This window comes from Aequorivita antarctica (genome assembly GCF_007997155.1).
Classification (GTDB): domain Bacteria; phylum Bacteroidota; class Bacteroidia; order Flavobacteriales; family Flavobacteriaceae; genus Aequorivita; species Aequorivita antarctica.
In genome coordinates, this window is sequence record NZ_VORT01000011.1 from 70993 (window position 1) to 93349 (window position 22357).

Below are 22357 nucleotides of genomic sequence, written 5' to 3' on the forward strand. Positions count from 1 at the left end.
CGCTCGAAATGACAAAAGGATTTTTAAACTTATTCAATATTTCGTGCCAATTTCAAGAACACATCGTTCATTGAGTCAACCTTAAATTGTTCTTTTAATTTTTTCGGTGTATCCAAAGCTTCTATTTTTCCTTCAACCATTATGGAAACGCGATCGCAATATTCTGCCTCGTCCATATAGTGGGTGGTTACAAAAATGGTAGTGCCTTGATCTGCTGCTTTGTAAATCATTTCCCAAAATTGTCTACGAGTTATGGGGTCAACGCCGCCCGTGGGTTCATCCAAAAAAACAATCTTTGGTTCGTGTAAAAGTGAAACTGAAAACGATAACTTTTGCTTCCAGCCCAAAGGCAGGGAGCCAACCAATTTATTGCTAATGTTTTCCAAGCCCAATTCTGAAACCAATTGTTCTCTTTTTTCTTTAATTTTTGCTCTGGATAAACCATAGATTCCTCCAAAAAAGGTGATGTTTTCTTTCACCGTTAAATCGTCATAAAGCGCAAATTTCTGGCTCATATAACCAATATTTTTTTTGATGGACTCGGTCTGTGTATATACATCAAATCCTGCTACAGTTGCTTGGCCCGAGGAAGGTTTTGAAATTCCTATCAGCATTTTCATCGCTGTTGTTTTTCCAGCACCATTAGCACCCAAAAACCCAAATATTTCACCTTTTTTGACTTCAAAACTGATAGCATTCACAGCCTTAAAATCGCCAAAAGCCTTTGTTAATTCTTCGGCTACTATAACATTTTCCTTTTTCATTATTTCGCTAATTCCATAAAGGCATCCTCTATATTGGGTTGCGCGGCTTCTATACTAATATTTGCTAGACCTTTGTTTTGCAGATAAGATTTTAAATCTGCTATTTGAAAAGAATCCCTTTTATCGGTGTAATGCACAAACTCTCCAAACGGAAATACGCTGTACAAATGCTTGTAACTCTGAAGTGCTTGTATCAATTTGTACATATTATTTGCCCCCACATTATAAATAGTTTTAGGGAATTTGCTTACAATTGCTTTTGGAGTATCAATATCCAATATTTCGCCATCCTGAATCAGTGCAATTCTATCGCATAAAGCTGCTTCGTCCATATATGGAGTTGAAACCAATATGGTAATTCCTTTTTTCTGCAAGCGTTTCAGCATTTCCCAAAACTCTTTGCGCGAAACCGGATCCACTCCTGTTGTGGGTTCGTCCAGAAAAAGCACTTTGGGTTTGTGGATCAAAGCGCAGCACAGCGCGAGTTTTTGCTTCATCCCGCCTGAAAGTTTTCCTGCGCGTCGATCTTTAAAAGGTTCGATTTGCACATAAATATCCTCGATCAAGTCGTAGTTTTCTTCAATCGTCGTCCCGAAAATAGTGGCGAAAAATGTCAGGTTTTCTTCCACTGTCAAATCTTGATAAAGCGAAAACCGCCCTGGCATATAACCTACGGCGTTTCGAATAGCTTTATAATCCTCTACAACATCAAATCCAGCAACTGTGGCAGTACCTTCATCAGGAATTAACAGTGTGGTCAAAATCCTGAAAATGGTAGTTTTTCCAGCACCATCGGGGCCGATGAGGCCAAAGAGCTCGCCAGGTTCCACATCAAACGAAATGTCCTGCACCGCTTTTACCTTTTTATAGGATTTGCTGATATTGCTAAGGGATATACTCATTTACGCGTCTATTTTTATGGAGACTTCCATCGTAACTTTCGATTTTATTGAATTTGAAATCAAACAGGCTGCTTCCGATTTTTGAAGAATCTTTTCGGCACGCTCTCGGTCTTTTTCGTCTTTAATGGTTACAGTTGGCTCCAAAATTACTTCCGTCATTAAATATTTGCCGTCCACTCTCTCCATAACACCTTTCGATTTGCAACTGAAACCAGAAAAATCCAGTTTTGAGTTTTCAGCGATTGCTAAAAACGTAGTCATCAAGCAACTGCTTACTGACGCAGTGAAAAGATGTTCAGGCGACCAAATATTCGGCATTCCTTTTAGGAAATCTGGCGGTGTGGCCACTTCAATGCAGTTAGCAGTAATCGAATTACTACTTGCCAATTCTGGCGAGCACATCATTCCTTTTCGGTCTTGGTTCCAGTTTATATCTACGTTATAATGATGCTTTTCCATTATTTTTTGAGTTTTGTTTATTGAAAATAATTGTAATAACCTTCTAGATTTTCTTTGATGCTTGCAGTAATTTCAGAACCTTCTTCTGCAGTTGAAACTTTTCCCAAAGCTTCAACTTTCTCGATAAGTGGATGAAGAAAAACGTGTAGATTATCGTGTGATGGACCTTTCATCGTACATTTTTTGATCACTACGTTTTTATCCTCATTTAGTTTTGAAGCCAAAGTGTGGTAATCTTCCACGGTTTTTGGGTCGCTGGCTTTAATTAAGCTGAGCATTTTGTTAACGCCTTCGGTTGTTTCCATATTGGCTTGCCATTTGCTACCGTTGTCCAGTTTTATCTCGTTTACCCAAGCATTGTTCATTGAATGGGTTTCGGCGGCCATTTCTTCCATTTCGTGTTTGTTTACTCCTTCGGTGGTTTCAACGGTTTCCGTGCTTTCTTCTTTGTGTTTGGTTTCATTACAGCCTATTAATAATGCTGAAATGATTGCTGTTGTTAAGATTGTTTTTTTCATAATTTAAAAGTTTAAGTGTTTAAATATTAAGAGTTACTATTTCCGGCGAAAGCGATTACGTGACCATCCAAATCGGCTATGTATCCCACAATGTCACCCCAATCGCGGGCTTGCAGTTCACTGATGTTCTTTCCACCCAATTGGATGCCCCGCTCCAAATAATCAGCGGGATTTGTTAATTTTAAATACAATTCGCAACGCGGAATTCCATGGGCAATTTTGGGATGTGGCATTACTGGACAAAGAATATTCGAAATGCCACTTTCGGGCATCAACCCAAGTTTTACGGTTTCCGAAAGATTGAATTCAGTCATTCCCGGTACGTTCAAACTAGGAGTTAAATTGAACAGTTTTTCATAAAACTCAGTACTCAAAACTTGATCCGAGACATATAATATAAATTCAACTGTTTCCATATTTTTTATTTTTTACTGACCACTGACCACTGACCACTGACCACTGATTACTAATTTCGAATCCACATCTCGGCGGGCATCCCAATTTTCAGGCTGCCATCGTTTTTTACTGTAACTTTTACCGCATAAACTAGATTTACGCGCTCCTCTTTTGTTTGAATTATTTTCGGTGTGAATTCTGCAGAAGCCGAAATCCAACTTATGGCACCTTTGTATTCTTTCATTTCTTCCCCCGAATCAATTTTAACAGTTACATCTTGCCCGATTTTAATATTCGGAAGTTGTGTTTCGCTTATGTAAACTCGAAGGGTCATTTCCTCTAAATCTGCTATTTTATAAAGTGGTTTTCCGAAGGAAACAATTTCGCCCGGCTCGGTATATTTAGTCAAAACCGTTCCCTTTATTGGATTAGTAATTTTACTTTTCGCAATCTGTTCCTCTATTTGCGCCACTTTGGCATCAATGGATTTTACCTCGTTTACTATGGGTGCATTTTGGGTTTCCACATTTTGAATTTGCTTTTTCAAAACATCCACTTGACTGTTGGCTTGATCTAATTGTCGTTGGGTGGCTGCATTTTCGTCAAACATATTTTGGATGCGTTGTTGTTCCGTTTTGGCGGTTTGCAATTGTTGATTCAAAACACTTACTTGCGACCAAACGCCTCCCGATTTTGATGCAACTGTTTCCTTTGAAGCAAGAAGCTGTTGTTTGTTTAAATAAGGCTGAACTGTATCAACCAGTCCGACGATTGCTCCGTTTTCCAAAATTTGACCTTCCTCTAAATTTATAAATTCGAGTTTTCCGTTTGCTTCGGAAGAGATTGTGATTTCAGTAGCTTCAAAATTTCCGTAACCATCAGCTCTTTCACTGTTGGAACAGGAAAATAGACTTCCTGCCAAGCTTGCCAAAAACAATATTTTTATATTTTTCATCGTAAATATTTAATTAAAATCCCTTTATTATTTTGTAATTTGCCTTTGCGAGCGCCAGTTGGACCTTGTGTAATTGTTGGTCAATTCTTGCCTCATAAAGATTGTTTAGTTCTGTTATATATTCCGAAGAAGTAATGGCGCCATTCTGTAATTGTGAAGTCGTGGCCTTTAAAACTTGCTCACGCAGTTCAATGATTTCCAAATCTTTTAGTAACATGGCTTCATATTTATCAATGTCACTTTCAGCTTCTTTTTGTTGCATTTCGTTGTTCAACACAAAAGTTTCTTTTTCTGTGGAAACTATTTCTTTTGAAATATCGACAGCCTGTTTTTTATCCTTCGTTTTTCCCCAATCAAAAATGTTCCAATTCAATTTCAACCCAACCATATAGAAATCCTGAAATGAATTGTCCAACATATTCAATCCTGGATTGCCATAACCGGCCTGCCCAAAACCCAAAAGTTTGGGATAATTTTCTTTTGAAATAACTTCTTTTGAAGTTTCAAGTTGTGTTTTTTGCAGCTCAAAAAGCTCCAGTTCGGGTCGCTTCGAATCAATTTCTGGAGCAACCAAAATGTCTGGATTGTCCAAGGTTGTATCATTGCCCAAATTCTGAAAAATCAGCAAAGAGAGGTTTTTCAGTGCCTTTTCTCTGTCAAAATTAATTTGCAAAAGCTGTTGTTTCAGTTTCAGTAGCTCCGCTTTCAGCATTTGTTCAGAAGCGGGGAGAGCTGCGCCGTATTTCACGCCGGCGTTTGCTTCTTTTAAGCGTGCATCGAGCTGCTCCATTTTTGAAAGGAGTAATTTTTCCTGTTCCTGAAAGAGTAAAACACTGAAATAATTTTGGTTAATCCGCGATTTTAACGTGTAAAGATTGACGGCAATTTGTTGTTGTTGTGCAGCTAGTTCTGCAGTTTTCAGTTTTGTGTTCGCCGCAATATTTCCGCCGTTATAAATCAACTGGGTTGCATCCAGCGTGGCGCGATATTGGTCTTTGTTGGGTGGCACAACGGTAGAATTTGGTATTTGTAAGGGAAATTCAATAACGTCTGATTGATAGGTAGCCTGCGCATTTAAATCCAATTTTGGAAGCCTTTCTTTTTCCAAAACCTTAATTTCAGAGTTTGCTTTTTCTTCTAATAATGCGGTTTGTTTCGCCAACGGATAGTTTTTTTCCCCTAGGACGTAGCACTCTTCCAAAGTGAGCGTTTGCTGGGCAAATACTAAGATGGGAGTGATTGCGAAAATTATAAATAGAAACTTTTTCATTTTTTTATTGAATTGATAATAAACTCCGAAACTGCAGTTTTACGCTGTTCCATTAATTGTTTAAAACCCTTGTCGTCAATTTTCAAAAACCCTTTTATCAATGGAGTAGCAATGAATGGGAAAATATTCAGCGAAATAATATTGATAAAGAGTTGCTCGCCGTCAATGGGTTTCAAAATGCCTTTTTCTACTTCAGCCGTAACTTGGTTTTTAAATTTTTCCAGTGTTGGAAAAGCGGTGTTTTGCTGTATTTTTTCAAAAAATTTTGGGTTTCGGTTCAGTTCCTGAATAATGAAATTAGGAAGGTAGGGGTGCTTTGTTATAAAGGAAATGTAATTATGTGTGAAGTTTTTCACTTTGTCCTCAATCGATGAATCGTCGTTTAAAATTTTGTTCAATTGCGGGGCCAGAAGAGAAAAGGCATTGCTAAAAACCGCTTCAAAAAGTAATTGTTTGCTTCGGTAATAATAATGTAGCATCGCTTTATTAATACCTGCTTCGTTCGCAATTTCCTGCATACGCGCACCATCCATTCCCTTTTTTTGAAATACATTTTTTGCGGCGTCCAGTATTTGCCCTTCGGTGTCTATATTTTTATTTGTTTTTGCCATTTTTCAACTTTATGGTTTAACCATTTGGTTAACAAAAGTACATAATATATCTTTACACAGAAGATTTTTAGGGAAATTTTAAAAATTATCCAATAATGACTGATGAATATCATTTTTGAATGTTCAGGAATACTTTAAGTTTATTGTTTCTTTTGTTATTACTTCAAAATTTAAAAAAACAGAAGCGTATATTTACAAATTATTGATTAATAAGTAAATACGGCACTGAGTAATTAATTTTTAAATAAAATACGATGCAAAAATTATTCGCCATAGCAATTTTCACACTACTGCTTTCCGGTTGTTCCAGCAGCAAGTTGGTGGATGAATATATAAATACGGAAAGTCCAAATTTTCAAGCTAATAAAGTTTTGGTGGTTGGTTTAACTCCAGATGGAGAACTCCAGCGCCAATTTGAGTATAGTCTGCTACAAGCTTTGGAAGCCGAAGGTGTGATTGCTGTGAAAAGCGTTGATTATTTCGAAAGTACTTTTAATGAAAACATTCAAACGGAAGAGAACTTAAAAAATATTGAAAAAGAACTGCTGGATGCTGGTTTTGATGCGGTTCTTTTTTCAAAGGTCACTGGGCAGGAAAACAAGGTAACTATTAGACAATCTTACCGAAACCTCACAAAATCATTTGAGTCATTCAGTGATTATTATAACGAAAATAGGCCTGTTTACGGCAACCAGCAAACGGAGGATTATCCAGTTTACAACACTGAGACTTCTTTGTATTGCCTTTGTCCAGGCGAGGAGCGAGATTTAATATGGCGCGGAAAAATAGACATTGTTGATCCCCCGGGAGCTGCATCTACCATTCGCGATTATGTAAAAACACTTGTGCAAACGCTCGAAAAGAACAATCTTTTGATAGTAAAATAACTTTTTCACAAACTCACTCGTGAAGTATCAAGAGTGGTATAGGAGAAGTGTAATTAATTTTAGAAGTTTCTGATCCAAAAATGAAACGGTCCAAAAAGCTTTTATGCTCCACAACCATTGCGTGAAGCTGAACGGGTATTAGCTGCTCAAATGCATTAATGGCTATTGATGCGGGAATGTTTTTTATAGAGAAACGCTCAAAACCAATTTCCTTGAACACATCTTCCGTTTGGTTTCTTTGAGCTACCAGTTCAATATTTTCTTCCTCTATTTCAAGAATTTTCAGGGATGCTTTGTGTTTTTTAACTATTTCTGAAACAACATTGAGCGATTTGTTAGGTACATCGTATTGATAATTAAGCGACAGCAAAACAGAATTAATTTTTTCAAAAATAAATCCTTCTGGGACCACAATAACAGGGCAATCAACCTTTCGTATAATTTTTAAGGTGTTGCTCCCAAAAACAACTTCTTCAGCTCCCGTAGCTCCGTTAGTTCCCATAACTATAAGTTCAATATTGTACAGGGCAACCGCTTGGTTTACAGCATCAATAATATTGTCAAAGTCAATTTTGGGAACAAAAGTGAAATCTTCCTTTGCAGAAATTGATTTACAAAATTGAACTATTTTCTCAAGCTCCTTTTTATTATCATTCAGAATGCCATCATAAACCGAAGTACCAGGAGCGCCGTAAAGTACATCTGCTGTTATATAGCCCGATGGTTTTTGCGAATTGAGAATATTAAATGTGCAAGTTTCACCTTCAAAAAAAGCCATAGCAAACCTAATGGCATTCTTTGAGTTTTCTGAAAAATCTGTGGGTAAAAGAATGTTTTTCATTACAAGTTTTTAAAATTTTTTATCAAATATAATTTTTCAAGGCCGCTTCAAAAATGACTTTAATCATACAACGGTAAAAGTGTTTTTTTAATTTATTACTTTGAAATTGAAAGATTTGCCTATAATTTTTATTTAGAGGACAAAATACTCCTTTTGTATGATAAAAGTCATATTCTATTTCTCTTTCGAATCTTAATTTTGCCTTGTAAAATAATTTTATCAACTATGAAAAATATAATGAAATCACTAGCCGCAATCGCAATCATTACTTTGATAAGCTGTGGCGGAAAAGAAGAAAAAAAGAACGATGGTATCCAGATTGGCCAAAAGTCAGCTGCTACTGAAACCCCTAAAGAGGAGCCAGCCGCAACTGTAAAGCCATCGGAAATGATCGATTTAACAAACAAAGGAGTTGGGCCGATTAAAAGTTTGGAGCTTCCAGCTACAATTGACAATGCAATGGCTGCAAAAGGAATGGAGGTTTATAAAACAAAATGTATGGCCTGCCATAAACCGGACAAAAAATTTGTTGGTCCAGCACCAAAAGATATCTTACTAAGACGTACACCAGAATGGATTATGAATATGATTTTGGATCCTGAGGATATGATTAAAAAAGATCCATTAGCAAAAGCACTTCTTATAGAGTTTAATGGTTCTCCAATGGCTAATCAAGGTCTTACCGAAGAAGAAGCCAGACAAGTATTGGAATATTTTAGGACACTTTAATTTATACTTAAACAACCAAACCCCTTGCAGGGTCTAGGCCCTGCAAGGTTTTAAAAACCAAAACCAAAAATGAAAACGACACTTAAACTGCTATTTGTTTCAGCTGCAATCCTCGTGTTTTCAGCTTGCAAAAACGAAACAACAACCGACGGTGACGGAACTGCTGTTGAAAGTTCCACAACAACCGAAGCCACTACTGAAAGACAAGGACAGGCATTTATTGAAAATGACGAATCAAAACCGAATATACTTCAAATTGCAATTGGTTCGCCCGACCACACAACACTTGTTGCCGCAGTTCAAGCGGCAGGCTTGGAAAATTCATTGGTAAATGCAGGTCCATTGATGGTCTTTGCGCCTACAAATGCTGCATTTGACGCCTTGCCTGCAGGAACTGTGGAAGAGTTGTTAAAACCTGAAAACAAGGAGAAACTCGCTTATATCTTGAAAAACCACGTAACCCCTGGGAACTATTCTAAAGATTTTTTGAAAAAATTTAAAAAACTGGGTCAAGCAGGTGGTGAAAGCGTCACCGTTGAAGTTATAGGTGAAGATGTATTTGTAGGTGGTGCCAAAATCCTTGCGAGCGTACCCGCCGGAAACGGGATAGTACATGTGGTTGACAAAGTGATTTTACCAGCAAATTAACCAATTGAATAATATAATTTAAACAAGAGAACAATGAAAAGAACAATCAATATTTTAGTTTCCATAATTATGGTTGCCGGTTTGGTGAGCTGTAACAATGGCGGAAACAAAAGAGGAAACAAGGGGCAGGGTGGTTTGGCCACCAATGCTGCCGAAAAAGTGTACGTAGCTCCAGGTGAGCACGATGAGTTTTATGCCTTCGTATCAGGGGGATTTAGTGGACAGCTGTCTGTTTACGGATTGCCATCAGGGCGTTTGTTTAAAGTGATTCCTGTATTTTCACAAGATCCTGAAAAGGCTTATGGTTACAATGAAGAAAGTAAACCAATGTTGGAAACCTCTTATGGCTTTGTGCCTTGGGGTGATAGCCACCACCCGGATATTTCACAGACGAATGGTGAATTGGATGGACGTTGGGTTTTTATAAATGAAAACAATACCCCTCGTATTGCACGGATAGATCTTACCACTTTTGAAACTGCTGAGATTCTAGAGGTGCCTAACAGTGCAGGTAACCACAGTTCTTCTTTCGTTACTGAAAATACGGAATATGTAGTTGCAGGAACCCGTTTCTCTGTGCCTATTCCACAGCGCGATATGCCTATTAAAGATTACAAAGGAAACTTTAAAGGCGCTCTTTCATTCATCAGCGTTGATCCTGAAAGTGGCAGTATGGCAATAAAATTCCAATTGTTGATGCCTGGTTTTGATTACGACCTTTCTCACCCAGGACGCGACAAGTCCCATGGTTGGTTTTTCTTCACAACTTATAATACTGAAGAAGCAAACACTTTGTTAGAAGTGAACGCTTCACAAAACGATAAAGATTTTATTGCAGCCGTAAACTGGAAAAAAATTGAAGAATATGTGAATAATGGTGGAGGAACTAAAGTTCCTGCTAATTATGCACACAACGTGTATAATGATGAAACCCATTCAGCTACCTCAACAATGTTGAAAGAAGTGCTTACCGTAAACCCATTGGATGTTCCTGGTGCTGTGTATTTTCTTCCAACTCCAAAATCTCCTCACGGTTGTGACGTAGATCCAACTGGGGAATACATTGTAGGTAACGGAAAACTTTCTGCCGATTTAACAGTTCACTCTTTTACAAAAATGCTTGATGCTATTGAAAAGAAAAAATTTGACGGTGAAGCTTATGGTATTCCAATTTTAAAATTCGAAGATGTACTAGCAGGTGTCGTAAAACAACCAGGTCTAGGTCCATTGCACACAGAGTTTGACGGTAAAGGAAATGCTTATACAACCTTCTTTATCTCTTCTGAAGTAGTAAAATGGAAATTGGGAACTTGGGAAGTTGTAGATCGTCAACCAGTGTTTTACTCTGTAGGCCACGGGATGATTCCTGGAGGTAACTCACGTAAGCCTTTCGGTAAGTACTTTGTTGCTTTAAACAAGATTACAAAAGATAGATATTTACCTACAGGACCAGAGGTTACCCAGTCTGCACAGTTATTTGACATAACTGGTGACAAAATGGAACTATTACTGGATTTTCCAACTATTGGAGAGCCACACTATGCTGCTGGTATTCCTGCAGAGATTGTTGCCAAAAACTCAAAACAAATATTCAAATTGTCAGAAAACAAGCACCCTTATGCTACACTTACTGATGGTGACGCAAGGGTAGAGCGCAAAGGAAACGAAGTTCATATCTATATGACGATGATCCGAAGCCACTTTAACCCAGATAACATTGAAGGTGTAAAAGTGGGCGATAAGGTTTTCTTCCACGTTACAAACCACGAGCAGGATTACGATGTACCACACGGTATCAGTATGATTGGTGCCAACACTTCAGAGTTGTTGATTATGCCAGGACAAACCGAAACCTTCATTTGGTACCCAAAACAACCAGGAGTATGGCCATTCTATTGTCCAGATTTCTGTTCTGCATTGCACCAAGAGATGCAAGGTTACGTTCGTGTAAGTCCTGCAGGTTCCAATACAGAACTTAAGTTCTCATTGGGCGAAGATTAAAAGAAGTTTTTAGTTGTGAAAATACCTGATTAGTGATTCATGGTATTTTCAGTAAAAAGACGGGGGTTGTTGATTTCCCCCGTCTTTTAAAAACCTTCAGAAACCCTTTTTTTTTCAAATTAGAAAAAGTCAACAATGAAAAGATCCTCACGAATACATAAACCACACCAACCACACACTGACGTTTAAGATTTAAAATTTAAACAAAATGAAAAAAGCAGGAATAATAATGATAATTGGCTCCTTGCTGCTATTGGGTCTTTTTAAATTCCCTTTGTGGAACATCATGCTGGGCGCACCCCAGTATCCAAACCCGCTGGGAATGGATATTTATATTAAAGGAATCCAAGGTGTACAGGAGTTTGATATCCAAAATATTGATGGATTGAATCATTATATAGGAATGAAAACCATTCCCGAGCCAAAAGATATGTGGGAGTTTCAAGTATTTCCGATGGTAATAGGTGCTATGGTAGCTCTTGGGGTCCTTATTGGTTTGCTTGGCTTCTTTGGAAAAGTGAGCTACAAATGGTTCCTCGGTTGGTTTCTTTTTATGTCTGTTTTAGGTATTATGGGAATGTACGATTTTAACTCGTGGCTTCTGGAATACGGAACCGATCTAAATCCAAAAGCAATTATGAAATTACTCAATCCAGACGGCACACCAATGTCCTACAAACCACCGTTGATTGGTTATCAAAAAATGCTTAATTTTGATGTAGATTCTTGGCCAGCAACCGGAGCATATATGATGTTTGTTGGAATGATGTTGACCATTGTGGCTTTCTTCGTTGGCAAGAAAGAATATAAAAAAAGCAACTAAAAAATCATCTTTATAAACTGTAACTACATAATGAAACATTTCATCTTTTTGGGTATTATTACAACCTTGCTTGTTTCTTGCAACGTAAGCCCTCAGCATATAGAATACGGAACAGATGCTTGTCATTACTGTAATATGGCTATTGTAGACAGGCAGCACGCATCACAACTTGTAACCACAAAAGGAAAAGCATTTAAATATGATGCAACAGAATGTATGATTCATTCATTACAGGACGAATTGAAAGACACTGAAATCGCCCTGTATTTGACCGCAGATTTCAACCAGCCTGGCCAATTGATGGACGCAACAATGGCTTCCTATTTAGTGAGCGATCAAGTTGCCAGCCCAATGGGTGCAAACCTTTCTGCTTTTGAAAATGAAAAGGCTGCCAGAACTGCAAAGGAAAAATTCACAGGAGAAGTATTTTCTTGGGAAGAAATCCAAAATTACTTGAAACAATAACCTTTTTTAATAATTAGGGTTTCAGCAAGTTTTCCGAAAGCTTGATTATTCGAAAGAATTTGCTGAAATCTTTTTTATAAAATGATTAATTGAGCTCTTCTAAACTCTCAAGTATAAATTGAATTTACTATCTTAAATTTTTAAAAAAAAACAACATTTTTGCTGATGGCTTTTTATTGGCTAACTTCACTTCAAACTTGAAAAAAACACTTTACATATTCACTTTCTTTTTGCTAGTTTTCGGCACTACATCAGCTTGGGCAAAAACCATAACTGTTTGTAGTACCTGTGCTGTGAAAACAATTAAGGAAGGAGTTGCACAAGCTTCAGATGGAGATACGGTTTTGGTCAAAAAGGGAATTTACAAAGAAGTGAACATCATCATTGACAAGAGCATTATTCTGTTGGGTGAGAATCTTCCAACAATTGATGGGGAAGATAGGGGCGAAATAATAAAGATTGTTTCAGACAATGTTACCGTGGACGGTTTCAAAATAATCAACGTCGGTACCAGTTATACTGCAGATTATGCAGCTGTTCGTGTAATTAAGAAAGATGGTTATTTAATTCAGAATTTAGAATTGGAAAAACTTTTCTTCGGAATTTATCTTGAAAAATCCAACAACGGAAAAGTACTAAACAACAAAATAAAAGGTGATGCCGTAAACGAATACAATTCTGGTAATGGAATCCAGCTATGGTATTGTAAGGGTGTTGAGGTGCGCGGAAATAATGTGCAAAAAGTGCGTGATGGAATCTATCTTGAATTTTCAGATAACATAATAATTCGTCAAAATATAAGCAGAAACAACCTACGTTACGGACTGCATTTTATGTTCAGTAACCATAATGTTTATGATTACAACATTTTTGAAAATAATGGGGCAGGAGTGGCTGTTATGTTTTCAAAATTTGTGGATATGAACCATAATGTTTTTAAGAAAAACTGGGGTACAGCTGCTTTCGGACTTTTGCTAAAAGAGATAAACGATGCCAAAATAAACGACAATGTTTTTCAAGAAAACACCGTGGGTATCAATATTGAAGGCAGCAACCGCATTGAATATTCAAACAATGACTTCATTAGTAACGGGTGGGCCATAAAGGTTCGTGGCGCTTGTTATACCAATGCGTTTAAGAATAACAATTTTCTATACAACTCTTTCGATATTTCATATAACGGCGGTTTGAATGATAATGTTTTTAACAGTAATTACTGGAGTAATTACGCGGGCTACGATCTTGATAAAAACGGGATTGGCGATGTGCCATACCGTCCCGTAAAACTATTTTCCTACATCGTAAACCGTACACCGGAAACCATTATTTTATTGCGAAGCCTTTTCATAGACATTATTGATTTTTCAGAAAAAGTTTCTCCTGTTTTCACCCCCGATGATTTGTTGGACGAAAACCCAAAAATGAAGACTATAAACCATGATAGAAGTTAAGGATTTATATAAAAAATTTGGTAAGAACGAAGTGCTTAAGGGCATTGATCTTACTATTGAGCGCAGTGGTATTTTTTCCGTTCTGGGTCCAAATGGCTCGGGAAAAACCACCCTCATTAAATGTATTTTGGGAATGGTTTTACCAAATTCCGGACAAATTTTTATTGACGGTAAACCGCTAAAAAACAATTTTAAATACCGAAACGAAATAGACTACCTGCCGCAAATAGCTAACTTTCCTGGCAACCTAAAAGTGAGCGAACTGATTGCGATGATAAAGGATTTGCGCGATTCAAAAGCTACTAAAGATGATGAATTGATCGAGCTTTTCAAGCTGCAGCCATATCTCAATAAAAAATTGGCAAATCTTTCTGGTGGAACAAAACAAAAAGTGAATTTGGTGCTAACGTTTATGTTTGATAGTCCATTGATTATTTTGGATGAACCCACTAATGGATTGGATCCAATTTCACATTTGCGTTTGAAAAACCTTATCAATTCTGAAAAGGAAAAAGGAAAAACAATTTTAATCACCTCGCATATTTTAAGTTTTGTTGAAGAGGTTTCAGACGAAATTGTTTTTTTGCTAGAAGGAAAAATTTATTTCAAAGGAAGTGTTTCAGAATTGAAAGAGAAAACCGAACAACCCGATTTTGAACACGCAATAGCCTCCATTTTATCTTCAAGTTATGCTTAAAATATTAAAATACAGTTTTTACGATTTAATGCGAAGCCGTTGGAGCTACGTGTATTTCTTGTTCTATTTATTGCTTGGCGTGGTATTATTGTTTTTGAACAACGACCTTTCCAAAGCGGTAATAACGTTGATGAATGTAATCATTATTTTGGTGCCGCTCATAGGCACCATTTTCGGGGTAATGTATTATTACAACTCGCGCGAATTCACCGAACTGCTCTTGGCGCAACCCGTAAAACGGAGTTCTATCTTTTTGGGGCAGTATTTCGGCGTTGCCACCTCGCTTTCCATGAGTTTGGTCATTGGCTTGGGAGTGCCCTTTATTTTTTATGGAATCTTCAACAGTAGCGCCATTTGGGACTTTTCCCTTTTACTGGTAACAGGCGCATTTTTGACCTTTATTTTTACTGCTCTGGCTTTTGTAATTGCGCTTTCCAACGAAAATAGAATCAAAGGTTTTGGTTATGCCATCCTACTTTGGTTGTTTATGGCCGTAATTTATGACGGTATCTTTTTAATGTCTTTGCTCTATTTTGAAGACTACCCCTTAGATAAATTTTCACTTTTGGCTACAATGTTGAACCCAGTGGATTTGTCGCGGGTATTGATTCTTTTAAAACTCGATATTTCGGCACTTTTAGGCTATACCGGCGCAGTGTTCCAAAAGTTCTTCGGAACAAATTTTGGATTGTTGCTATCATCAGCTATGTTGATTGTTTGGGTTCTCGTGCCTACTTTCTTTATTTGGCGAATTGCTAAACGTAAGGATTTTTAAGGAGTGACGTTCAGTATCTCACCAATTAAAAAATATTATCGAATATAATTTGTTGGCGGTTCGTTTTTTATTTCAAATACTTTGTCCAAATGTAAGTAGGTTATTGTCTGGATCCAGGACTGAAAACTCCTTTTGTCCCCAAGGTTTAATTTCTAATGTTCCATTAGGATGAATACTTGTCTGTTTATCTAATAATGATTTATAAAATCCCTCAATATTGTCAGTTCTGATATAGACTTGTCCGTAATTCACTTTGGGCTCAAGCGCTTTGAATTCAAAGAAGTGAATCTGAATGTTGTCTTTTTCTAACATTAAATAACCATCATAGTCAGCATTTCCAAATTCTTTGAATCCCAACTGAATAATGTAAAAGTCTCTTGTGACGCTTTTGTCACGCATTGGTAGTTTCGGATTAATGTCAGTTAGCATATATTTTTAAAATTTCAAGATGGTTTATCCTCAAATATAACACAAAAACTAATGAATCGTTGCGAGGCGAATAATAGCTGCAATCCACCTTTTACAAAGTTTAAAACTTTATAAAAGATGTTCCAGTGTTGTTTTAATTTCAAGATTTTAGCAATACTAATCTGCGCAGCTACGCTTTTAATAACCCCGTGCTTTAGTTCATTCGGTTACGATCAGTTTTGAAGTATTTGAAACGCTTCCTTCAGTACGTGTCCTGATATAAAATATACCGGTACTCATATGAGCCGGAATAGTAAAAGTTAATATTTGTAAACCTGTTTGGTGATATCCCAAATCAGCTACATAAACGAGGGCGCCAATCAAATTATACACTTCAATCTGCACTTTTGTAGCCTCAGTGATTTCGTAACTTATATGCAAATTGCCGCCTGCCGCTACTGGATTAGGGGCTATGGACTGGCTTGTATTTGCAATGAACCCAGGAGTTGATAATTCTAAATCGTTCAACATACGAGCCACAATAAAATCATGATTGTTATTTGCGTTTCGTGCTTTACCGGCAATTACTATATTGCCATCAGCCTGAAGGGCCATACCTAGGGCTTCATCCACCTGCCCAGATATCTGGACCTTTGCGATTCCATCAACACCAAATGTAATGTCGGCGGTACCGTCAGCCAGGTAACGCCATACAGCCATTTCCACATCATTGGGTGCTCCTTCACCGGTTCCGCCAGCTACAAGTATCTTACCGTCTTCCTGGATATGAATAGCGCTTCCAACATCATAATTTCCCAGGTCAGAAACAACGATGCCATCCACTCCAAAACCAGCGTCAAGATTACCGTCTGTGTCAAATTGCATTAATAGCATATCGTAGTTGTACTGAGGTGAAGCGGTAAAACCAGCCACTACGATTTTATTTTCGGCTGTTAGTTTCATTCCAAAACCTTCAGCATCAGCGCCAAGCGGAATTACCGTCTGCCCATTATTTCCAAATGTAGTATCAAGTGTGCCGTTGGGCATAAACCTAACAACGAGCATTGCAAAATAATTCAGACCAACAGAATAATGTCCAGAAGCAACTATTTTTCCATCATCCTGCACAACAAGGGAATCAAAAACATTTTCCGATTCAATTACAGGTATTGTTACTACTCCGGCATCTCCAAATGTGGTATCAAGTTCACCATTTTCATTAAAACGCACTACCATTGGAGCGTTATTATAATCCAGCGTTTTTAATGAGCCCGCTACCAGAATCTTATTATCCTGCATGGCTACAGAGGTGCCAAAATCTTCGAAAAACCCCGCCGTTATCGGACTCACTTTTTGTACCACAACACCGCCTAATCCAAAAGTGCCATCCAAGCTACCATTTTCATTTAACTGGATGAGCAATATGCGGTAGTCGTTATAATCAGTTGTGCTGCCAACCATCAGTATTTTGCCATCCTCTTTGATAAGGACATCAAATACATTGGCTTCTGCGTTAAGTGAATAGGTAAAAATGCCATTCGTGGCAAAGGTCATGTCAAGGCTGCCATCAGGCAAAAACCTGTAAGCCTTTGTTGATGCCACAAAACTTGCATCGTAGGTCATTCCGATAGCCACAATTTTTTGGTCATCCTGAACTACTACATCATTAAAAAGATCTAAATTTCCGTTATCGATAATAACGGTACCCCCATTACCGAATGAGGTGTCAAGTGTTCCGGGTGCCTGGGCAAAAATTGCCAAAGGCAACATGAACAGTGCAATAAGTACATTTTTTTTCATAAGTATTTATTAAAAATCAGTAATTATATTCTTTTTTTTCAGTGTTTCTAAAAGTTTCTTTAATGCTTCCTGCTCCTTTATTTTCTGCTTATAAAACCGCTCAAATTCTTCCTTGCCACCGTCTGCCTTATTTTTCTTTTTCTTGTCCTTGTGCAATTTGGTTTAAATAGAATCTATGAATTCCAAGTCCTCCTATGAAGAAAGCTATTAATGTTGCTGTTGTCTTATTTTTCATAATATGTAGTGCGTTTCATTTTCTTTAGCTTGCCCACAGTTTAGCTATAAGTAGTAACGTCCCTTAGGGCCTATTGCTTATAGGTTTTGTTAGCGGTAGCTCTTCTGTTGTTCGTCATGGCGTGAATTTTTCAAATGTTGTCCCATTAAATTTATATGCTCCGTTTTCGTGCGTTCCAAGCCAAAGGTCACCATTGTTGTCTTTGTAAATGCTGAATAGCGTAATGTCTTTTGAATTATCTTGAACTACATAATGCGTAATTTTCGTTCCATCATATTTCCAAATACCACTACGATAGGTTACAAACCACAAATTATTATTGTTGTCTCTTACTGTTGATAGATACTCGTCCAAATCGCTGTCCTTTTTCCCATCTAAACCGCCTATGCTTTCGTGTCTTGTGTAAAATGTATTGCTTTTTAATGCTACACTGTCGTAAATACTATACCGATATTCGGTATTGAACCAAAAGTCGCCATTTTTGTCTTCCGTAATTGAACGCACTCCGTTTGCCCCTTCATTTCGAAATTCAGTCACATCCTCTTCCGTAATCCATTCAAACGATTTTCCATCGTATCGGCAAACTCCAACAGGGTTTGTGCCAAACCAAATGTTTCCTTTCTTATCTTTATAAATGCTATAGATTCCAAAAGGATTAGAGAGGTTTGGTGGCTTGGACAACTGCAATTCATATAAAGTAATACCATCATACCGATATACTTTATTCTCAAATTCATAAGAATGTCTAAACCATAAATCATCTGATTGAAGTTTCCATTCATTACTGGGTATTGCGGTTAATGTAGTGAAAGTATGTCCATCAAACTTAACAATTGTTGAATTGGGATGACAGCTATTAAAATATATGTTGCCAAATTTATCTTCTTTAATTTCGTCAATTCTGTTGTTTGATAAACCGTGCTTTGTTGTAAAATTAGTGAATGTTTTTCCATCATATCTATACACCCCCGTTTCCCAACTTCCAAACCAATAAATATTCTTTTTGTCTTGATAAACAACCATAATGCTGCTTCCAAGATCTTTTACGGTGTCGCCCTTTACCAATAGTTCTTTAAACTGGTCAGTGTTTTTTTTCTTATTAGAGGTCTGTCCATTGCACGATGTCAACAGAGCTAAAATGCTCAGAAATAAAAGTATGTTTAATTTCATTGTTGTCTGTTTGATTGTTACAGTGTCGTCATAGAGTTATCGTTAACATTCGGATAAACACTATTATAGAGTTTATTCCTCCTTGATAGGATTATTTTGTTTAATATCAAATATACAAATTTACCTCTTCCAAACCCTTCCTGATAGGTTCAGAACAGCGCTGGATACATTACGAACCCCAACGTTAGGGTTTTGAACCCCATAATATAGGTCTACCAACTCAAACGCATAGTTTACGAACCCCATTTGAAGCGTTTAGAACCCATTTCTAAACCTTATAATGCCAGTTGAATTTAAATTAAAGATTAATGTGTATTTTTTATGACTTTGGTCATACTATGCAAATTTTGGATTTCTGACCTTTACCGCATTTTCAATCCAAATTCTTTTTAAATGCAAAACACCAGTCCGCACACTTTCCACATTCCCGTGATGGGAATTGCCTACACCATAGATACTCCCATAAAAGTAGCTTGTTTCGGCATCAATTCAGCAATTTCAATAATTGAAGACAATTTATTGGAAGTGATGCGAAAATATTACTACCAAAAAAACAATGAAACCTATGTGCCTATTACTGTAAAGGAAGACGACTTTAGGGCACGCCGCATTACTGATTACCTAGATTTGATGCAGCGTATTGTTACTTCCAAAATGGAACAACTAAAAACAGCTGCTTTTGAAACTGGGTCTGACTTAGTAAAGTATTTCGAAATGCTTCCAGATACAAGTATGCTAAAGAAAAGGTATCAAGAATGGCTTTTTACTTCAAACCCCGAAAAGAAAAGATTATTAGAAAACTTTCTGCTCAAGCTTGTTGTTCCTGGTGCTATTGAAGTAAATATAATGACTAAAGTGGACAAGGATAATTTGGCTAAGAACAAAGAAATAATAGAAAATGGTTCAGATGCGCTGACTGCATTAAAAGGGTATGCTCAGAGTGATCTAACCAATTCATCTGTTATTTTTTCTGCCGGAATGAATCCCCGTCTTTACAATTATATGGAAGGTTTTTCGGCATTTGATGCATACCAATGGGGCCGTTTTTACAAAAAAGTTGTCATTAAAGTAAGTGATTATCGTTCGGCCTTGATACAAGGAAAATATTTGGCAAAAAAGGGAATTTGGGTAAGTGAGTTTCGCATAGAGTCTGGACTCAATTGTGGCGGTCACGTTTTTGCTACGCAAGGTTTACTAATGGGACCTATTCTTCAAGAATTTAAAGAGAAAAAACAAGAGCTGCAGGACAGCCTTTTTGAGCTTTACAATCCAGCAGTAATGGGTAAAGGTAAAAGAGGTTTTTCCAAACCTCACCCTATAAAAATAACAGTTCAAGGTGGAATTGGGACCAGTGAAGAAGACAGTTTTTTGCGTGAGTATTATCAAGTGGATGGCACTGGTTGGGGTACGCCATTTTTACTTTGCCCAGAAGCGACAACTGTTGATGAAAATACGCTGGAATTATTGGTGCAATCCAAAGAAAATGATGTGGTTCGCAGTAAAGCTTCACCTCTGGGAGTGCAGTTCAACTATTTAAAAGGAACCACCGCCGAAAAAGAACGTCTGGACCGAATAGTGAAAGATAAACCTGGCAGTCCGTGTACTGAAAAACTATTGGTTTCAAACACCGAGTTTACCAAAGAGCCAATTTGTACAGCGTCAAGTAAATACCAGAAATTGAAGCTGCAGCAATTGGAAACCCTAAATCTTTCCAAAGAAGAATTGGAACAGCAACGCGATGATGTTTTGAGCAAGGAATGTCTTTGTATTGGCTTAAGCAACGCTGCCGCGATTAGTCATGACGTGCCATTTCTTAAAAAACTAACTGCCGTTACAATTTGCCCAGGGCCAAACATTGTCAATTTTTCAAAGATTGCTAGTTTACAGGATATGACTGACCATATTTATGGCCGAAAAGATATTGTGCAAAACCCCAATCGAGCCTCAATGTTTGTTACCGAATTAAAACTTTATATAGATTTTCTGAAAAAGGAAATAGAACGAACTTTATCTCCATCTACGCGTGATTTTAAATCTTGGGAAAAATTCAGCGAGAATCTTCTGGATGGCATCGCACATTATCACGGCTTGGCGGCAACTTATAGTTTAGGTAATAAAGCGCAATTTAAACAGGATTTGGAGGAAGCCAAAATAGAAATTTTTCAAATACAGGAATCTCGATTGCAGATAGGGTAGTGGCTCCAAATAGTTTACATTTTCAAGCCTGAACAAAAAAACAAAGCCGCTTAAAGCGGCTTATAAAAGTTCGGTTTTTAAAAATTAGGGGGTTGTGCAACGGTTACCATTGTTGGCAGTAGTTATTCTTTTACCAATTCATATTTGTATAGCCCTAGTTCAGTTCTGTTAGCTGAAATTGTTAATTCATTTCCATTTAATAAATAATCATACTCGCCTCCTAAAATTAAATTCCAGTCAAAATCGGCAGTCCAAATATTAATGTCGTTAAAATCTATTGTTGAATTTCCTTTTTCATAAGTTCCACTTCCACCAGCAGGGATGTTTTCACTGTCACCACTACTTTGATAATTATTTTCTCCATCAAAACTGACTGTCACAGGATTCGTAAAAGTGTCTCCATTTAAATATTCGACCGTAAATGTTCCACTATAATTTCCGTTAAGATTTTGATTTTCATTATTGTCGTCGTCATTCTTACAAGAGTTAAAAGCCAAAGATAATATTGCAATTAAAATAATTTTATAAATTCCATTTTTCATAATTCATTTTTATTTGTTGATGTTAATTTACCATAAAGGTTGCGTTATTTTCAATTATAGTTGTGTGTTTTTTAATTACTGCCAACGTGATGTGTATGGTTAGTTGCGTGGTTAAGCAACTAATTTAGCAAATAAATCACAGATAGAATATTCCGCAGGAATGTTCGTAAGTCGGCAGTGACCTAGCAATTAATTATACACGGTGTGCCTGTTGCACAAGTTAGCAATTTTCCTTAATTTCATGGTATGCAAGGAAAAAAGATCTACCAAGAAAAGCTCTTCAACGATTTCCGTTTGAGCGAGCGCGTTCCAGAGCACAATTTTTACCGCCGGCTCCGGTCGTCTCTGGACCTAGAGTACTTATATACACTTACAAGGGACTTTTATGGCGACAGCGGCCAGAAGAGTATCGACCCGATCGTATTTTTCAAGCTCTGTCTGGTTGGTTATTTGGAGAATATCACCAGCGACCGCAAGCTTGTGGAACATTGCGGGATGCGCATGGATATCCTCTACTTTTTAGGCTATGACATAGACGAGGAACTTCCTTGGCACTCTACCATCAGCCGTACGCGGCAACTCTTTCCTGAGGATGTTTTTGAAGCAGTATTTACAAAGGTCTTCACGCTTTGCGTGGATGCCGGGATGGTCAGCGGCCATACCCAGACGGTGGACAGCGCCCCGGTCAAGGCCAATGCCTCTATGGACAGCCTGGAGCTGAAGGTTCCGGAAGAAGAGCTGGAATCACATCTTCGTAAGATTCGCCACATAAGCACAATGGATAAAGAAAAACCTTTTCGCAAGAGCAAAGGCG

25 protein-coding genes are annotated in these 22357 nt (G+C 37.5%); 11 read left to right on the top strand and 14 right to left on the bottom strand.

Annotated elements, in window-relative coordinates:
• Window positions 1-29 precede the first annotated feature (29 nt).
• Genes ESU54_RS14545 through ESU54_RS14580 form a run of 8 tightly spaced genes read right to left on the bottom strand, consistent with a single transcriptional unit; the run spans window position 30 to window position 5875 of the window.
• Window positions 30-764, bottom strand: coding sequence for an ABC transporter ATP-binding protein (locus tag ESU54_RS14545; RefSeq protein WP_111843180.1), 735 nt, complete (start codon window positions 762-764; stop codon window positions 30-32).
• The gene (locus ESU54_RS14550; RefSeq protein ID WP_111843179.1) at window positions 764-1666 is read right to left on the bottom strand and encodes an ABC transporter ATP-binding protein; all 903 of its coding nucleotides are present in this window, start codon (window positions 1664-1666) and stop codon (window positions 764-766) included. The genes ESU54_RS14545 and ESU54_RS14550 overlap by 1 nt, the downstream gene beginning before the upstream one ends.
• A complete protein-coding gene (locus ESU54_RS14555; RefSeq protein WP_111843178.1) occupies window positions 1667-2125 on the bottom strand; it encodes an OsmC family protein in 459 nt (152 codons plus the stop codon).
• A 17-nt stretch (window positions 2126-2142) separates the two neighbouring features.
• Window positions 2143-2643 carry a hypothetical protein gene (locus ESU54_RS14560; RefSeq protein ID WP_111843177.1) on the bottom strand — a complete coding sequence of 167 codons (501 nt, stop codon included), beginning with the start codon at window positions 2641-2643 and terminating at the stop codon, window positions 2143-2145.
• A gap of 26 nt (window positions 2644-2669) precedes the next feature.
• Window positions 2670-3059 carry a VOC family protein gene (locus tag ESU54_RS14565; RefSeq protein WP_111843176.1) on the bottom strand — a complete coding sequence of 130 codons (390 nt, stop codon included), beginning with the start codon at window positions 3057-3059 and terminating at the stop codon, window positions 2670-2672.
• Between the two features lie 50 nt (window positions 3060-3109).
• The gene (locus tag ESU54_RS14570; RefSeq protein ID WP_111843175.1) at window positions 3110-3994 is read right to left on the bottom strand and encodes an HlyD family secretion protein; all 885 of its coding nucleotides are present in this window, start codon (window positions 3992-3994) and stop codon (window positions 3110-3112) included.
• Between the two features lie 13 nt (window positions 3995-4007).
• Complete coding sequence (locus ESU54_RS14575) at window positions 4008-5264, bottom strand: TolC family protein (RefSeq protein WP_111843174.1); 1257 nt, start codon at window positions 5262-5264, stop codon at window positions 4008-4010.
• Window positions 5261-5875, bottom strand: coding sequence for a TetR/AcrR family transcriptional regulator (locus tag ESU54_RS14580; RefSeq protein ID WP_111843173.1), 615 nt, complete (start codon window positions 5873-5875; stop codon window positions 5261-5263). The genes ESU54_RS14575 and ESU54_RS14580 overlap by 4 nt, the downstream gene beginning before the upstream one ends.
• A 254-nt stretch (window positions 5876-6129) precedes the next feature.
• Between ESU54_RS14580 and ESU54_RS14585 the strand changes: the two genes are divergently transcribed.
• Complete coding sequence (locus ESU54_RS14585; RefSeq protein ID WP_111843172.1) at window positions 6130-6762, top strand: putative periplasmic lipoprotein; 633 nt, start codon at window positions 6130-6132, stop codon at window positions 6760-6762.
• 13 nt (window positions 6763-6775) lie between these two features.
• Here the strand turns inward: ESU54_RS14585 and ESU54_RS14590 are convergent, their stop codons facing one another.
• Window positions 6776-7603 carry a universal stress protein gene (locus ESU54_RS14590; protein ID WP_111843171.1) on the bottom strand — a complete coding sequence of 276 codons (828 nt, stop codon included), beginning with the start codon at window positions 7601-7603 and terminating at the stop codon, window positions 6776-6778.
• 225 nt (window positions 7604-7828) lie between these two features.
• On the opposite strand from ESU54_RS14590, the gene ESU54_RS14595 reads away from it, so the two are divergent.
• The 8 genes from ESU54_RS14595 (at window position 7829) to ESU54_RS14630 (ending at window position 15192) form a co-directional block, all read left to right on the top strand.
• The gene (locus ESU54_RS14595) at window positions 7829-8332 is read left to right on the top strand and encodes a c-type cytochrome (RefSeq protein ID WP_111843169.1); all 504 of its coding nucleotides are present in this window, start codon (window positions 7829-7831) and stop codon (window positions 8330-8332) included.
• Window positions 8333-8401: 69 nt separating this feature from the next.
• A complete protein-coding gene (locus ESU54_RS14600) occupies window positions 8402-8980 on the top strand; it encodes a fasciclin domain-containing protein (protein WP_111843168.1) in 579 nt (192 codons plus the stop codon).
• Window positions 8981-9013: 33 nt separating this feature from the next.
• The gene (gene nosZ, locus ESU54_RS14605) at window positions 9014-10981 is read left to right on the top strand and encodes a Sec-dependent nitrous-oxide reductase (RefSeq protein WP_111843167.1); all 1968 of its coding nucleotides are present in this window, start codon (window positions 9014-9016) and stop codon (window positions 10979-10981) included.
• Between the two features lie 208 nt (window positions 10982-11189).
• The gene (locus tag ESU54_RS14610; protein WP_111843166.1) at window positions 11190-11804 is read left to right on the top strand and encodes a hypothetical protein; all 615 of its coding nucleotides are present in this window, start codon (window positions 11190-11192) and stop codon (window positions 11802-11804) included.
• A gap of 30 nt (window positions 11805-11834) precedes the next feature.
• Window positions 11835-12269 carry a nitrous oxide reductase accessory protein NosL gene (locus ESU54_RS14615; protein ID WP_111843165.1) on the top strand — a complete coding sequence of 145 codons (435 nt, stop codon included), beginning with the start codon at window positions 11835-11837 and terminating at the stop codon, window positions 12267-12269.
• Window positions 12270-12466: 197 nt separating this feature from the next.
• A complete protein-coding gene (locus tag ESU54_RS14620) occupies window positions 12467-13720 on the top strand; it encodes a nitrous oxide reductase family maturation protein NosD (RefSeq protein ID WP_394348876.1) in 1254 nt (417 codons plus the stop codon).
• A complete protein-coding gene (locus ESU54_RS14625; protein WP_111843164.1) occupies window positions 13707-14417 on the top strand; it encodes an ABC transporter ATP-binding protein in 711 nt (236 codons plus the stop codon). Before ESU54_RS14620 ends, ESU54_RS14625 begins: the two co-directional genes overlap by 14 nt.
• The gene (locus ESU54_RS14630; RefSeq protein ID WP_111843163.1) at window positions 14410-15192 is read left to right on the top strand and encodes an ABC transporter permease; all 783 of its coding nucleotides are present in this window, start codon (window positions 14410-14412) and stop codon (window positions 15190-15192) included. Before ESU54_RS14625 ends, ESU54_RS14630 begins: the two co-directional genes overlap by 8 nt.
• 72 nt (window positions 15193-15264) lie before the next feature.
• Here ESU54_RS14630 and ESU54_RS14635 read toward each other — a convergent pair whose 3' ends face one another.
• The 4 genes from ESU54_RS14635 to ESU54_RS14650 form a co-directional block, all read right to left on the bottom strand.
• Window positions 15265-15621, bottom strand: a complete 357-nt coding sequence (locus tag ESU54_RS14635) for a bleomycin resistance protein (protein ID WP_111843162.1) — start codon at window positions 15619-15621, stop codon at window positions 15265-15267.
• A 198-nt stretch (window positions 15622-15819) separates the two neighbouring features.
• Window positions 15820-17400 carry a T9SS type A sorting domain-containing protein gene (locus ESU54_RS14640; RefSeq protein ID WP_111843161.1) on the bottom strand — a complete coding sequence of 527 codons (1581 nt, stop codon included), beginning with the start codon at window positions 17398-17400 and terminating at the stop codon, window positions 15820-15822.
• Window positions 17401-17527: 127 nt separating this feature from the next.
• Window positions 17528-17635, bottom strand: coding sequence for an NINE protein (locus tag ESU54_RS14645; protein WP_111843160.1), 108 nt, complete (start codon window positions 17633-17635; stop codon window positions 17528-17530).
• Between the two features lie 114 nt (window positions 17636-17749).
• Entirely contained in the window at window positions 17750-18805 is a 1056-nt protein-coding gene (locus ESU54_RS14650) for a ligand-binding sensor domain-containing protein (protein WP_111843159.1), read from the bottom strand.
• 393 nt (window positions 18806-19198) lie between these two features.
• Between ESU54_RS14650 and ESU54_RS14655 the strand changes: the two genes are divergently transcribed.
• Window positions 19199-21001 (top strand): hypothetical protein, encoded by a 1803-nt coding sequence (locus ESU54_RS14655; RefSeq protein ID WP_111843158.1) that lies wholly within the window; start codon window positions 19199-19201, stop codon window positions 20999-21001.
• A 122-nt stretch (window positions 21002-21123) separates the two neighbouring features.
• On the opposite strand, the gene ESU54_RS14660 is transcribed toward ESU54_RS14655, so the two are convergent.
• Complete coding sequence (locus ESU54_RS14660; RefSeq protein ID WP_111843157.1) at window positions 21124-21543, bottom strand: hypothetical protein; 420 nt, start codon at window positions 21541-21543, stop codon at window positions 21124-21126.
• 246 nt (window positions 21544-21789) lie between these two features.
• Between ESU54_RS14660 and ESU54_RS14665 the strand changes: the two genes are divergently transcribed.
• Window positions 21790-22357: transposase (locus tag ESU54_RS14665; RefSeq protein WP_211362152.1), on the top strand; the 568-nt coding region annotated here is incomplete at its 3' end.